Genomic DNA, 15,080 nt, shown 5'->3' with positions numbered 1-15,080 from the left:
CATGCTGTGGGTGACTGGCATGCACGGCATGATCAGATCCAGCATTATTTTGAGCAGCTGGCCCGCCAGTCAGACAATGCCATGTTAGAAGTAATAGGTTATAGCCACGAACAACGGCCGTTGTTGCAGTTGGTTATTTCATCGACTGAAAATTTAGCTCGGTTGGATCAGATCCGTCAGCAACATGTGCAGCAGGCAAAACAAGGTACCAAAATTGCCGGCGATACACCGGTTATCATCTGGCTGGGTTACGGTGTGCATGGTAATGAACCGAGTGCAGCCAACGCAGCGTTGGTGCTGGCACATTATTTGACGGCGGTTCAGACTGAAGAGGTTCAGGCCTGGCTGAGCAAGGCAGTTATTTTAGTTCAGCCCAGTTTAAATCCGGATGGCCATGATCGGTTTGCCCATTGGGCTAATATGCATAAAGGCAGCAAGCCGGTTGCAGATCCGCAGCATCGGGAACATATCGAACCCTGGCCAAACGGTCGGCCAAACCATTATTGGTTTGATCTGAATCGCGACTGGTTGTTGTTACAGCATCCGGAGAGCCGGGCCCGAATTGCTCAGTTTCAGCAATGGCTGCCAAATGTCGTTGGCGATTTTCACGAAATGGGTACAAACAGTAGCTATTTCTTCCAGCCAGGGATCCCAAGTCGCAATTACCCACTCACCCCACAACGTAATTTCGAGCTGACAGCGGCAATAGCAGAGTTTCATGCCGCGGCCTTTGATGCTCAAGAGCAACTGTACTACAGCGAAGAAAGTTTTGACGATTTCTATATCGGTAAAGGCTCGACATACCCTGACGTAAACGGCAGTGTCGGGATTTTATTCGAACAGGCCAGCAGCCGCGGCCATCTGCAAGAATCGATTAACGGCTTACTTAGCTTTAGTGACACCATCAAAAATCAATTTACTGCATCATTGTCAACGATCCGCGGCGCCGTGGCTAAACGGCAGGAGTTGTTAACCTATCAGCAGCAGTTTTATCAGGATGCAATAACTGAAGCCAAAGCAGATAAAACCAAGGGTTATATGCTTACCGATGATGGCGATACAAGCCGCTTGGAAGGATTGCTCGACTTGTTGCAGCGCCATCATATTGCCGTATATCCCCTGGCACGAGACTGGCAGGATGAAGACACTAAATACCGGGCGGGACAAAGTTATTTTGTGCCGCTGCAGCAAGCGCAGTACCGGCTGATCAAAGCGGCTTTTGCGACGGATAAAGATTTTAAAGATAATACCTTTTATGACGTATCAAGCTGGACGTTGCCTTATGCGTTCAATATTGAATTTAAAGCGGTAAACCGGGAGCCAGGCCGGGCATTAGCCGACCAGCAGTGGCAAAGCGTCCCTTTGCTTAAGCAGCCACTAGCGGCCGGAGCTTATGCCTACGCCTTTAGCTGGCAAGACCAGCAGGCTCCTTTATTATTGCAAGCATTGTTAGACGAGGGGGTTGTGGTCAGGTCAGCACTTGGCAGTTTCAGCGCCTTAAGTGGTGACGGCACGGTGCAGTTTAAACCGGGCAGCATGGTGGTAGCAGCCGGCTTACAACAAAATAAAGAATGGTTTAACCGGTTACAGCAGTTGCAACAGCAATATCCGCTTAAAGTACATGCTATCCGCAGCGGCCTGACAGCAGAAGGCAGTGACCTGGGTAGCCACAACTTCGCGGTGATCAGAAAACCCGAAGTGTTGCTGATCGCCGGACCTGGGGTTAACTCTACCGAAGCAGGTGAAGTGTGGTACAACCTGGAGCGGTTAGCCGGTATCTCGCCAAGTATGGTAGAGCCTGAGCGGCTTGGCAGAGTCAACTTAAATCGGTATACCCATATTATTCTGGTTGATGGCAACTATCGGCAGTGGCAGGACAGTCAGATTAATCAGCTGAAACAATGGACTGAGCAAGGTGGAGTGTTATGGGGTCACAAAGATGGCGCTGCGTGGCTGGCTAATGCCGGTTTATTAAAGGCCGGCGTTTGGCAGGGCAAAGAGATGCAGCAGCTGATCCCACAACAGAACTTAAGCTATGCGGACCGTGAAGTGCTGGGGGCGAAGCAGCGTATTGCCGGTGCGATATTCAGTGCAGAGCTGGATTTAAGCCATCCGTTAACCTTTGGCGTGCCGCGAGAGCGCTTACCCATTTTTAAAAATGATATTATGTTATTGCAACCGAGCAGCTCGCCTTTTGTTAATGTCGCATTATACAGTCAGAATCCGCATTTAGCGGGCTATAGCGCCAGCGAATATGTGCCAAAAATAGCCCAGGGTGCGGCAATTATTGCCCATAATCTGGGCCGGGGCCGGGTGATTGCGATGACTGATAATCCGGTGTTTCGTGGCTATTTCTTCGGTTCCAGCCGTATTCTGATCAATGCTCTGTATTTGGGAAACAGTTTCAATGCGCCAATTCAGACGGAATAACCTGGTGCGGGAGTAACGGCCAAGGTCCAGACACTGACAGTATGTACCCCGGCCCGGCGCAAAAGCCGGGTCAGGGCGTTGGCGGTGGCACCGGTGGTGATCACATCGTCAATCAATGCAATATGCCGGGGCAGGGCCGCCTCGGTAACCTTTAGAATAAAGGAGCGGCGCAGGTTGCGAAGCCGTTGTCGTCGATTAAGACCACGTTGGCTGTGGCTGGCAGATTTCCTGAATAACCCGATTACCGGGATCTGTAATTGCTGCCCTAACGCCTCGGCCAGCAACTGTGCCTGGTTAAAGCCCCGTTGGTGCTGTTTTCGCCAGTGTAATGGTACATAGGTAAGTGCTTGCGGCATCTGCATATTATTGGACTTAGCTCGCGCCAGTAATAAGCACAGTTGTTGTTGTAACAGCTGACCCGCCGCTAAGTCTGCCTCATATTTCCAACGTGGTATCCAGTGCTGATAAGGTTGTTGATAATGAGCCAGACAAAGCAGGCGATCAAATTTTGCATCTTTAAGACCACGTGCAACGGCTGGCAGCCAGAGTAAATTATAGTGACACTGCTGGTAAGACAGTGTTGGCAAGGCCTGCTGACAATAGTCACATAGTTGGCTGACAGGCGTTGCCAGCGGTAAATTGCACCACATGCACTGACCCGGCAGAATGTGATACCAGCACCATCGACTTAGCTTGGCAATAAAATTAATCATAAAAATTAACATTAAGGATACCTTAGAGCAGCATGGCAGAGATTAGCAAGACTGACAAACCCGTTCTGGTACTGCTGCACGGATGGGGTGTAAATCAGGGAGTGTGGCACACCTTATTAAATGACATTAGCCCAAAGGTGACGGTACGATGTCTCGATATACCGGGGTTCGGATTGGCCCAGCAATTACCGTCGCCTTATGATTTTGACGCGGTGCTGGCCGAATTAGCCACTCAGATACCCGATAACAGTATGGTATGTGGCTGGTCGCTGGGAGGTTTACTGGCGATTGCGCTGGCCGAACGCTACCCAAGCAAAGTCCAGCAACTGGGGCTGATTGCCGCTACGCCATGCTTTTTACAACAGCCAGATTGGCCAGGTATGAAAGCTGCGGTGCTTGAGCAATTTAGTCAGGCACTGCAGCGCGACCTGAGCCAGACGATTGGCCGCTTTCTTGCCATTCAGGCCATGGGATCACTCACTGCTAAGACTGATGCTGCTGCATTAAAACAGGCAATTGCTGCCTTTCCGCAGGCGAAGCCAGAAGCATTACAAGCCGGGTTGGGCTTTTTATCTCAACAGGATTTACGGGACAGCTTTGCCAGTTTAACGCAGCCGGTAGCAGCCTGTTTTGGCGCACTGGATTCGTTAGTTCCGGTTGCAATCGTTACCGAACTTCAGCGCTTAATGCCGCAGGCTAAAATGACTATTTTAACCAAAGCATCCCACGCGCCGTTTATTTCCCACCGTCAGGAATTTCTAATCTGGTTAAACAACTGGATAGAGTCCTCTATCACGTCTTGCGACTAACAGCCTTTCTTTTTTATTGATTTTGGTTAATAATTGAGCATTGTGTTAATAAGTGGAGGCAGTGATGGAGATTCAATCCGCATTTAATGCTGGTTTGCAGGGATTTCAGCGAGCTGCAGCGGGGGTAACTGAGGCAACCGTTGATATTAACCGGCAAACCCGCGCTAACCCGGAGCAGGTGACTGCTGCTGAAACTGACGTGCGTCAGGCTGAAGCGCCGGAGCGAAACCGCGCCACCCAGTCGCAGGCGCCCTCAGTAGAGCAAAGCTTAGTGCAATTGACCAATGAGTCACGTAACGCTGAAGCCAATGTACGGTCAATTCAGGCTGCAGACCAAGCGCTAGGCACTATTATTGACGTCCGGGTGTAGGTTTTATGCAGATTACCTCTTATTACCCTAACGTTAGCATCAATACGGCGAACCCACCTACCGAGTTGGCTCGTCGTGATATGCAACGCCGCGAGCTGGTTGAGCCCGTTCGGGAAATGGATAAAGGTAAAGCAGAGCGAGCAGTTGTTAGCGAAGAAAAAGTCCGGAGTAGCGCTGGCACAGTTAACAATTATGATGCCAGCGGTAAAACCACGGAAACGCAGCAAGCCATAGAGGGGCGGCCGGAACAAGCGGACGACAATAACCGTCAGCAGCAAGACCAAACCAATGAGCAGCAAAAGCAGCAACAGCAGGCTGAGCAGAAGGAAATAGCCGAACTAAAGGCGCGGGACCAGGAAGTTCGTAGTCACGAGCAAGCACACGCCAGCATTGGTGGCCGTTATGCCGGTGCCCCGAGCTACAGTTTTGAGCTAGGCCCGGATGGCCGCAAATATGCGGTGGCCGGAGAGGTGCAAATTGACATTGCACCGGTGCCGGGCGATCCGCAGGCGACAATTCAGAAGATGCAGCAGGTTAAGGCCGCCGCGCTGGCGCCAGCAGAGCCGTCACCTGCAGATCGGCGTATTGCCGCTGAGGCTGGTTTGCGGTTATTGCAGGCACAAACAAAACTGGTAGCAGAAAAAACTGCTGTCGCCACGCCTGATAATTCCAATACAGCTGATATTACCGCAGCAGGGCAACCAAGTTCTGCCATCAATACCTCGCAAATCCGCTATGACAGCGACAGTAATGGTGACGGCTACCCTTCAGCGGGTTTAGTGTTCCCCGAGTTGGATACTCTGGCTCAGATGCAGCGGCGCTCTCAGGTTATCAGCCAGTTTTATCAACTGGCTACGGAACCCACTCAGCGACCACTTCGGCAACAAGCCTGAGCTTTACCTCCCACCTTATTTTTTAAATTTTGCCAGTGCTTCTGCAAAGGCATTACCCATCGCTGCGTTTGTCGGCTCTGGTTTTGCTGTCTTGGCAGCGGGTCGGTTGGCTTGAGCATGCTTCGGATTGGCAGGTTTGTTAACCGCTGGATCGGGTGCTTTTTGCTGAACTTGTTCATCAAGGCGCATGGTCAGGGCAATACGTTTGCGGTTAATATCAACCTCAAGCACTTTCACTTTGACAATATCGCCTGCCTTAACGACCTGATGCGGATCGCTGACGAACTTGTCCGTCAGCGATGAAATATGCACCAGACCATCCTGATGCACACCCACATCGACAAAGGCACCAAAGTTTGTCACGTTGGTAATAACGCCTTCGAGTAACATGCCGGGTTTTAGATCCTGCAAGGTTTCCACACCGTCTTTAAAATTAGCGGTTTTAAACTCTGGTCGCGGATCGCGTCCGGGTTTGTCCAGCTCTTTCAAAATATCGCTGATGGTGGGTAAGCCAAAATGCTCATCTACAAACGCTGCCGGATCAATGCTGCTTAAAAACGGACTATTGCCAATAACAGCACTAACCGGTTGATTGGCTGTTTTTAGTATTTTTTCTACCAACGGATAGGCCTCCGGGTGCACAGCGGAGGCATCTAACGGGTTATGGCCATTGTTAATTCTTAAAAAACCGGCAGCTTGCTCATAAGCCTTCGGGCCAAGTCGGGGAACCTTCAATAATTGCTTACGCTCGTTAAAGCGACCATGTTCATCACGGTACTGCACAATGTTCTGCGCCAGGGTTTTATTTAAGCCAGCTACCCGGGCCAGTAAGGCGGCAGAAGCGGTATTTAAATCAACGCCTACTGCGGTAACACAATCCTCTACTACCGCATCAAGGGAGCGGGTAAGCAGGCTTTGGTTTACATCATGTTGATACTGGCCTACGCCAATTGCCTTAGGCTCAATTTTTACCAGTTCAGCCAATGGGTCCTGCAGGCGTCGGCCTATCGACACGGCACCACGCAGTGACACATCAAGATTTGGAAACTCCTGTGCCGCAAGCTCTGAAGCTGAATATATTGAAGCACCTGCTTCAGATACCATAACTTTGCTAAGGCTATCGTTGTTGACGGCTTTCATCACATCAGCGGCCAGTTTATCGGTTTCGCGCGACGCCGTGCCATTACCAATAGCAATCAACTCTACTTTATGTTGCTGGCATAACTGACTAAGGGTGCGAACTGATTTATCCCAAAGATTTTGCGGCGCGTGTGGGAAAATAGTGGTGTGAGTTAACAGCTTGCCGGTTTCATCAATAACGGTACATTTTACTCCGGTACGCAGGCCAGGGTCTAATGCCAGGGTACGACGCATTCCAGCCGGCGCCGCCATCAGCAAATCTGCCATATTACGGGCAAATACTTTAATTGCTTCCAGTTCAGCACGTTCACGCAGTTCGCTTAACAAGTCGTTTTCCAGATGCAAATGCAATTTAACTTTCCAGGTCCATTGCACTACGGTGCGCAAAAACGCATCGGCCGGTTGTTGTTGCTGACGAATATTAAAATGTTCTGCCACCATTTGCTCACACAGGGCGTGGGCGGTTGCTTCATCACTGTCTGGCACCAGTTGTAGCTGTAACACGCCTTCATTGCGTCCGCGAAACATAGCCAGGGCGCGATGTGAAGGAATATTCTTCCAAAGCTCAGTGTGCGAAAAATAGTCACGGAACTTGCTACCTTCCTGCTCTTTACCTGCCACTACACTACTTTTAAGTATGGCATCGCGGCTTAGCTTGGCGCGCAAACGTGCCAGCAGGGTGGCATCTTCTGCGAAGCGTTCCATCAAAATAAACTTAGCGCCGTCCAGCACCGCTTTACTATCAGCAAAACCGGCATCGTTATTAATATAGGCCACTGCTTGTTGTTCAGGATCCTGCTGCGGGTTAGCTAGAATGGCATCGGCTAGCGGAGCCAGACCGGCTTCAATAGCCATCTGGCCCTTAGTGCGCCGTTTTGCCTTATACGGCAGGTACAAGTCTTCCAGGCGGGTTTTATTATCAGCGGTCAGGATGTCACGCTCAAGCTCAGTGCTTAGCTTACCTTGCTCAGCAATGGTTTTTAAAATAACCTGACGACGCTCCTCCAACTCACGCAAATAATTCAGTCGTTGATCGAGCAAACGTAATTGCGTATCGTCCAGTGCGCCGGTAACTTCTTTGCGGTAACGGGCGATAAAGGGCACAGTGGCGCCTTCATCTAACAGGGCAATGGCGGCGGCAACCTGCTCTGGCCGTGCGGAAATTTCACTGGCTATTTGTTTAACAATCATTGACATAACTATAGAATCCTTCGACTTCGCGGCCCTGGTGGCAGGCGAAGTATGATACGAAATATGAGAAGCAGGGTGAATTGTCTACTTTGTGCATGAAAAAATCCAATCTGATTACGCGGGAAGGATACGATATTCTGGAACGGGAGCTGCGTTACTTGTGGAAAGAAGAACGCCCGCGGGTTACTGCCCAGGTATCAGATGCAGCAGCACTGGGTGATCGCTCCGAAAATGCAGAGTATATTTATGGCAAAAAACGTTTACGCGAGATTGATCGCCGGGTCCGCTTTTTAACTAAACGGCTGGAACAGCTGCAAGTGGTATATCCATCTGCTAAGCAACAGGGCAAAGTGTATTTTGGCGCCTGGGTGCAACTGGAAGATGAGGCTGGTCAGCTTAAGCACTATCGATTAGTTGGCCCGGACGAGTTTGATTTGCGGTTAAATAAGCTGAGTATAGACTCGCCACTGGCCAGATCGCTCCTTGGTAAAATGACAGATGATGAGATAAAGGTAACAACACCTACTGGTGAACACTGGTACATCATCACTGCAATCAGCTATCAACCCTTCAATCCGATAGATTAACTTTTGGTCAAAATGTAGACTATACTGAAGTTGGATTTTGCTTTATCGGAGGGCATTAAGATGAAACCCCGTCGCCAGCTATACCTGCTTATTGTAGCAACAACGTTAGTCACAGCCTGCAGTACTACACCACAATATGTGATGAAGCCTGATTACGATTATATCAATAAAGTGGAGTCATCCAGCAAATTCAGCGCGCAGCCAGCCAGAATTTATTGGGTTAATCCACCTATGAAACGGGAGAAAGCTAAGGACCATGTCCAAGACTGACAAATTTTGTAACACAGTTTAACCGCCATGGTAGTCCCAATGGCGGTTTTTTCGTTTATAGTGAGAAAAAACAACGGAAGCTTGTGTGATGACCAGCCAGGAAACCCTGAAAATTATTGTGGTAGATGATGATTTACGTTTAAGAGCTTTACTGGAGCGCTATCTGGTTGAACAAGGCTATCAGGTTCGCAGTGTCGGCAACTATGAACAAATGCAACGGCTGATGGAGCGCGAGCATTTTCACTTGGTGGTGCTGGATTTGATGTTACCTGGCGAAGATGGCCTGTCTATTTGCCGCAAGTTACGCCAGCAAAATAATGATGTGCCTATTATTATGTTAACCGCTAAAGGTGATGAAGTTGACCGGATTATTGGTCTGGAAATGGGCGCTGACGACTACTTACCTAAGCCTTTTAATCCGCGTGAGTTACTGGCACGGATCCGCGCCGTGTTAAGGCGAAAAAGCAAAGATTTACCCGGCGCACCCTCGCAGGAAGAAACCGTCATCAGTTTTGGTCCCTTTACCTTTAACCTGGCAACCCGTGAGATGCGCAAAGGTAACGAGCCACTGCCCCTGACCAGTGGCGAGTATGCGGTATTAAAAGTACTGGTCAGCCATCCACGTGAGCCATTATCACGCGATAAACTGATGAATCAGGCCAGAGGGCGCGATTATTCAGCAATGGAGCGTAGTATTGATGTTCAGGTATCGCGTCTAAGGCGCATGCTGGAAGACGACGCCGCCAACCCCCGCTATATTCAAACCGTATGGGGGCTGGGTTACGTGTTTGTGCCAGATGGCAGTATTGCCTGATGCGTTTGTTGCCCCGAAGCGCGTTTGGGCAAACGGTATTTTTAATTGGCTTTTTATTGCTGATTAATCAGCTGGTATCTTATGTATCAGTGGCACTCTATTTTATCAAGCCTACCACCCAGCAAATTAACCATCTGATTGCTAAACAAATTAAAGTGGTGTTTCTTGACGCTGGCCAGAACAGCCCGGTATTGTCTGCCGAACTGACCCGCCGCTTTAGCGAGGCCACTGGCATTGAGGTATACACCGAAACTGAGGCGATGCAGCAAGGACTGGCGAACGCGCGTTATTACGGTTATTTTTCAGAGCAAATGTCAGCTGAGCTTGGTGGTGAGGCCGAAGTTCGTATCGAACAGGGTAATGCATTTGCTTTCTGGGTACGGCCACCGCAAGCACCACAATATTGGGTCAAAGTACCTTTATCCGGGCTGGACGAAACCGACTTTTCCCCCCTGACATTCTATTTATTGTTAATTGGTATTTTAAGTGTGGGAGGTGCCTGGGTTTTTGCCCGTCATTTAAACCGACCGCTTAAATCATTACAGCAAGCCGCTCTGCAAGTCGGCCGTGGTGATATTCCCCCCCCGCTAAATGCCGAAAAAGGGTCTACCGAAATCATCTCTGTAATCCGGGCTTTTAATTACATGGCAGAAGGCATTAAGCGTCTTGAGCAGGACAGAGCCTTGTTAATGGCTGGGGTATCGCATGATTTGCGCACACCGCTAACCCGGATCCGGCTGGCATCAGAAATGATGACAGAGCAGGATAGCTGGATCCGGGATGGCATTGTTAATGATATTGATGACATGAACGCCATTATCGACCAGTTTATCGATTTTCTGCGTCACCATAAGCAGGAGACGTTACAAAGTGTTAATTTAAACGAATTAATAGAAGAGTTGGTGTTGGCAGAACAGGTGCAGCAGCGTCACTTTATCACCGAGCTTGATCCGAAATTACCGGCAGTGCTGTTGCGAAAGATAGCCATTAAACGGGTTTTAAATAACCTATTGGAAAATGCGTTGCGCTATAGCGATGGCGATATTGAGATTAGTACCGGTTATGAAAAAAGTCGCAAACAGTTGTATTTCGAAGTACGTGACCACGGGCCGGGCATTCCCGAACACAAAATGGAAGCGATGTTTGCGCCCTTCACTCAGGGGGATGAAGCTCGCGGTAGCGGTGGTTCAGGTTTGGGTTTGGCTATTATTAAGAAAATAGTTGATATGCATCAGGGCAGCGTCACATTATTTAACCATGCTCATGGCGGTCTAGTAGTGCGGGTTTATTTACCAATTAAAAGTCAGAAAAATGAGCCGGTAGGTTAAATTTACATGCGAGAAAGAATACGTTGGTGACTTTCTCAGTGACAATATTACGCTTTGGGTACTGCGTTACTTTTAGCATAGATAATACAGCCAATGTTGAAGATTTTTGAACAAGAGGCAGTGGATACAAGTCATTAATGATTATGCTGGGCTCTCAGCTACGTTAGCCGGTCTTGATGAATTCTCTTGTTGGTAGATAAATGGAGCGTGGCGATATTTTGCCACACTTTTCAAATTAAAGCAGATGGCACATTGCCCTGAGCAGGTATTGTCATGAAGCGTTTACACTTTATAAGATAAGTATCTGTAATGGCGGCTTTAAAAGTTACTTAATGTAGCGGTAGTTAGTTACTTTTTTCGTAAATTATGGTACCAAATATGTCTATGTTGCAAAACATAGGTCTTTTAATAATAAAATTTAGTTATGCCATAGAAACTTTAGCGAGCTGTAAAAGTAATATATCTAACAATTCATATGTTTAATGGCAAAAAGCTAAGTAGCGTGACATAAAATTACAATAAAATTGAGGTTTTAAATCTATGCAGTCTAAATCCAAGGCACTGCCAAAAATGACGGTGTTAGCCGCATTCGTTGCATCAACCGTTTCATATGGAGCTACGGCAAACGAAGCTACTGCTTTACCGTTAAACGTAGGTCCAAGTTTAGTTCAGCAGTATACGGGCTATGATAAATCAGCACGTTTAGTTGAGCAGCAATTCCCAACATACTACATTATTCAATTAGAAGACGCTCCTTTAGCAACATATAGCGGTGGCGTGCGTGGTTTGGCGCCAACTAAAAAGCCAGCGTCAAGCAATGCGAAACTGGACATTCAGTCAGTTGAAGCAATGGCGTATAAACAGTATCTGGAATCACGTCAAGCAGAGGTGGTTTCTTCATTACAGTCCAAATTCCCGTCATTGCAAGTGCAACGCAATTTGAGCGTAACGCTTAACGGTTTAATCGTTAGCATTCCTGGCAAAGTAGATCTTAAAGCACAATTGCAAAGCGTGCCCGGCGTGCTGCAAGTATTTGAACATGAGATTTATGAAGCCCAGATGGATGCTTCTTTAGAGTTAATTAACGCACCTGCTGTCTGGGAAACTATTGGCGAGCGTGATCGTGCAGGGGAAGGCGTAAAAGTTGCAATTATCGATGGCGGTATCCGCTCTGAACACCCGATGTTCGCCAGTAATGGTCATACCCGCCCAGCAGATCTTCCAACAGATGATTACTGTGGAACAGTTGACCCTACTTTTTGTAATGACAAATTAGTTTTAGCTCGTTATTACACACCAACCTTCCCAGTTAACGTCAATGAAAATATTAGCCCACTTGATTTTGGTGGTCATGGTACTCACGTTGCCGGTACTGCTGTGGGTAACGCGGTAAGTACAACTTACGCCGGCGTAGATGTCAGCTTTTCTGGTGTGGCACCAGGTGCTACCGTTATGGTGTACAAAGCGCTTTTCCAAGTTCCTGGTGGAACCGGAAGTGGCTCTAACATTATGTTAGTTGGTGCATTAGAAGATGCTGTTGCTGATGGCGCAGATGTTATTAATAACTCTTGGGGTGGCGGCCCTGGTGGCAACCCTGCAAATAGCGTATATCAGCCTATTTTTACTGCAGCTGAAGCTGCCGGTGTAGTAATTGTAACTGCAGCGGGCAACAGTGGCCCGGGCGCTCAAACCGTTGGTTGCCCAGGCTGTATCGAATCAGGTATTACCGTTGCTAGTACTCAGACAGGCCGGACCTTTGGCCACTTAGTTAATGCTCCGGGTGTAGAAGATATTTCTGCTATACCAGGTAATGGCGACTTTGAAATAACCGCCGATATTACCGCTCTGTTAATGCCAGCGGTTATTGTTGATGCGGCTAATGGTCTTGGTTGTAATGCTTTCCCTGAAGGTTCATTGGACGACCACATTGTTATACTTTCTCGTGGTGCCTGTAGCTTTTCAGTAAAAGCAGCCAATGCTCAGGCTGCCGGTGCAGAAGGTATGATTTTATTTAATAACGCCCCAGGTGTTATTAGTATGTCAATGCCGGGTGCTACCTTGCCAAGCGTATCTATTTTGCGAGCAGATGGTGAAGCCATATTGGCAGCTTGGGAAGAAGGTAGCGAAGCAACAATAACTAAGAGCTTACAGTTGAATAACCCTGATGCAGTAGATGCAATGTCAGGTTTTAGTTCGCGTGGTCCTAATGGTGATTCAAGCTTCCTGAAGCCCGATATTGCGGCGCCAGGTTCTGATATTCTATCTTCTTATGCACCTGGTACCAATGGTGCCGAATATAACGTGATTTCTGGTACGTCTATGGCAAGCCCGCATGTTGCCGGTGCCGCTGCGTTATTGCGACAGTTACGTCCGGAGTTAAACGCTTTTGAAGTTAAATCTATTTTAATGACTTCAAGCGACCCCGCAGTAAAAATGCAAGATTTAACCAGTGCTACTACGCCATTTGACCGTGGTGCAGGCCGGCTGGATGTTGAAGCCGCCAGCTTAACTGCGGTAAGTTTTGATAAACCATCGTTCGTTTCTACAGGCTGTGTTGCTAAATGTACTTTTGAACGTATAGTAACCAACCTTATGCCGGCTGCAGGAAACTGGAAAGGCACTGTGGAATTCGTTAATGATAACGTAACCGGTAGTTTATCAACCTCAGAGGTTAGCATTGCGGCTGACGGCGTAGCTACCTTTACATTGACGGTTGATACCTCTTTTGCTGAGGAAGGCTGGCAGTTTGGGCAGGTGGTATGGACTGATGCTTCTGGACAATATCCAAAAGCACATTTACCTATCGCTGTTATGGCTAAGCGTTCAGACGATAGTCAGTTAGTCACGACTTCGGTTGCTTCAGCAGACGTTACCTCCAGTGAGCCGTTCCGTATGAGTGCTCGCGCCGGTGACAGTGGCAGCGGATTGCCGGTTAACTTTACGGTACACATTCCTGAAGGCACTAATTTAGTAGAAGAGTCGTTAGATATACAACTGACTCGCGCTACTCAAAATGGCTTTAGCATTTCACCAAATAAACGTGTAATGAGCTGGGCGGGTTCCATTAGTAGCTTACCAGATGTTAACTCATTAACACCTGCTCCAAGTTTCCCTTTTGCCGGCTTAACATTAGCTGACATAGGAACGCCTGGTTTCCAGTTACCTTGTGAGGCGGGTTGTGATGAATCATCTTTCAACTATCCAATTGGTAACTTCGGTGGTTTTATTTGGAACGGTCAGTTAGTTTCAACAATTACTATCGCAGCTAACGGTTTTATTACTGCTGCTACTCAGAGTGCGGCAGGTTCATTTATAAACCAACAGTTGCCAGCTACTGCTTCACCTAATGCGGTGCTTGCTCCGTTGTGGTCTGATTTGGATCTTGGTGGTGCACTTGGCGGTCAAATTAACTATAACTTAATTTCTGCTGGTGGTAGTGATTGGTTTATTTTTGAATGGGAAGATGTGACAGAGTATGACTCAGCCACAGGTGACTTATTTACTTTTTCTATTTGGATTAAGTTAGGTACCGATGAAGTCTACTTTAACTACATAGATGTGCCGGCTATGCCAGCTAACTCTACTGTCGGTATAGAAGACATCACAGGCACTAAAGGTCTTTCTCGTTACTACAACGGTACTGGTACTGCGCCAATGGCTGGTGACGTATTGCTTGCGCGTTTGGCGCCAGGTGCTCAGGGCTCTTTAGTTATTAACTATGAGTTAGAAGCTGCTGCGTTCGGTGCTGCAAACGATGCTACTGTGACCACGGTAGAGCAGGCTCCGGTAGTCGTTGACTTGGGTAAAGAGTTCACCGTTGGTGCTAAAAACTTACTGTCACGTGTTAGCCTGGGCGCCAGTGATAGAACCTATAACGCCATTCAGCCATTCAATATTGAAGCTGCCGAAGGTGTGTCAGTTACGGTCGTTGCTGCACCAGAGCACGGTGTATTAACACCTGCAATGACAGTGCCTGAAGATGAATCAGCGCCAGCACCAATTCCGTTTACCTATACGTACACTGCGGAAGCCGATTATATCGGTGTTGATTCTTTCACTTATCAGGTAGTTGATGCAGAGGGTAATGCCACTAACGAAGCTACGGTAACTATTAATGTTGAGCGTGACAATACAGCTCCTGTCGCTGCAGCATCTGCTACTCCTGCACGAGCGCAAGCTGGTGATGCAGTAAGTCTAAGCGCAGCGGGCACCACTGATGTTGACGGTGACACGTTAACGTATAGCTGGACGCAAACTGCCGGACCATCTGTGACATTAACAGGCGCTACATCGGTTTCAGCTGGATTTGTTGCTCCAAGTTTTGGTGCAAATGCAAGCTTAACCTTTAGAGTAACAGTATCTGATGGTTTCGAGACAAGCACTGCGACAACTACCGTTGAGGTGGTTGGTAAGCCAAAAAGTGGCGGTAGCTTCAGTGTGCTGATGGCACTGTTAGCTTTACCGGTAGTGTGGCTGCGTCGCCGTCGTACCGCAGCTAAATAAGCTAACCTAGCGTTATTTACTGTATGAGTTAA

The 15,080-nt window shown here is 48.1% G+C and carries 10 protein-coding genes; 8 read left to right on the top strand and 2 right to left on the bottom strand.

What is annotated here, in order from left to right; translation table 11 throughout:
- The coding region (locus ABY802_RS05640; RefSeq protein ID WP_372626042.1) for a M14 family zinc carboxypeptidase at nucleotides 1-2,430 on the top strand (2,430 nt) is incomplete at its 5' end.
- On the opposite strand, the gene ABY802_RS05635 is transcribed toward ABY802_RS05640, so the two are convergent.
- Entirely contained in the window at nucleotides 2,418-3,155 is a 738-nt protein-coding gene (locus ABY802_RS05635; RefSeq protein ID WP_372626041.1) for a ComF family protein, read from the bottom strand. The two genes, ABY802_RS05640 and ABY802_RS05635, sit on opposite strands and share 13 nt — an antisense overlap.
- A 20-nt stretch (nucleotides 3,156-3,175) precedes the next feature.
- Here ABY802_RS05635 and bioH point away from each other — a divergent pair, with 20 nt between their 5' ends.
- From bioH to ABY802_RS05620, 3 genes are all read left to right on the top strand, one after another.
- Nucleotides 3,176-3,952: a pimeloyl-ACP methyl ester esterase BioH gene (gene bioH, locus ABY802_RS05630; RefSeq protein WP_372626039.1), complete on the top strand. Its 777-nt coding sequence runs from the start codon at nucleotides 3,176-3,178 to the stop codon at nucleotides 3,950-3,952.
- Nucleotides 3,953-4,016: 64 nt separating this feature from the next.
- Nucleotides 4,017-4,322, top strand: coding sequence for an excinuclease ATPase subunit (locus tag ABY802_RS05625; protein ID WP_372626038.1), 306 nt, complete (start codon nucleotides 4,017-4,019; stop codon nucleotides 4,320-4,322).
- A 5-nt stretch (nucleotides 4,323-4,327) separates the two neighbouring features.
- Entirely contained in the window at nucleotides 4,328-5,215 is an 888-nt protein-coding gene (locus ABY802_RS05620; RefSeq protein WP_372626037.1) for a putative metalloprotease CJM1_0395 family protein, read from the top strand.
- Nucleotides 5,216-5,230: 15 nt separating this feature from the next.
- Here ABY802_RS05620 and ABY802_RS05615 read toward each other — a convergent pair whose 3' ends face one another.
- Entirely contained in the window at nucleotides 5,231-7,552 is a 2,322-nt protein-coding gene (locus tag ABY802_RS05615) for a Tex family protein (RefSeq protein ID WP_372626036.1), read from the bottom strand.
- 89 nt (nucleotides 7,553-7,641) lie between these two features.
- Between ABY802_RS05615 and greB the strand changes: the two genes are divergently transcribed.
- The 4 genes from greB (at nucleotide 7,642) to ABY802_RS05595 (ending at nucleotide 15,048) form a co-directional block, all read left to right on the top strand.
- Nucleotides 7,642-8,133: a transcription elongation factor GreB gene (greB, locus tag ABY802_RS05610; protein WP_372626035.1), complete on the top strand. Its 492-nt coding sequence runs from the start codon at nucleotides 7,642-7,644 to the stop codon at nucleotides 8,131-8,133.
- A gap of 358 nt (nucleotides 8,134-8,491) precedes the next feature.
- Nucleotides 8,492-9,217: a two-component system response regulator OmpR gene (ompR, locus tag ABY802_RS05605; RefSeq protein WP_372626043.1), complete on the top strand. Its 726-nt coding sequence runs from the start codon at nucleotides 8,492-8,494 to the stop codon at nucleotides 9,215-9,217.
- Entirely contained in the window at nucleotides 9,217-10,545 is a 1,329-nt protein-coding gene (gene envZ, locus ABY802_RS05600; protein ID WP_372626034.1) for a two-component system sensor histidine kinase EnvZ, read from the top strand. Before ompR ends, envZ begins: the two co-directional genes overlap by 1 nt.
- A gap of 540 nt (nucleotides 10,546-11,085) precedes the next feature.
- On the top strand, nucleotides 11,086-15,048 hold the full coding sequence (locus tag ABY802_RS05595) for a S8 family serine peptidase (protein ID WP_372626033.1): 3,963 nt from the start codon (nucleotides 11,086-11,088) through the stop codon (nucleotides 15,046-15,048).
- Nucleotides 15,049-15,080: the final 32 nt, after the last annotated feature.

The sequence above is a fragment of the Arsukibacterium sp. genome (genome assembly GCF_041616895.1).
GTDB lineage: Bacteria > Pseudomonadota > Gammaproteobacteria > Enterobacterales > Alteromonadaceae > Alishewanella.
The sequence above is the reverse complement of the archived record's forward strand: the minus strand, read 5'-3'. Positions and strand labels throughout refer to the sequence as shown.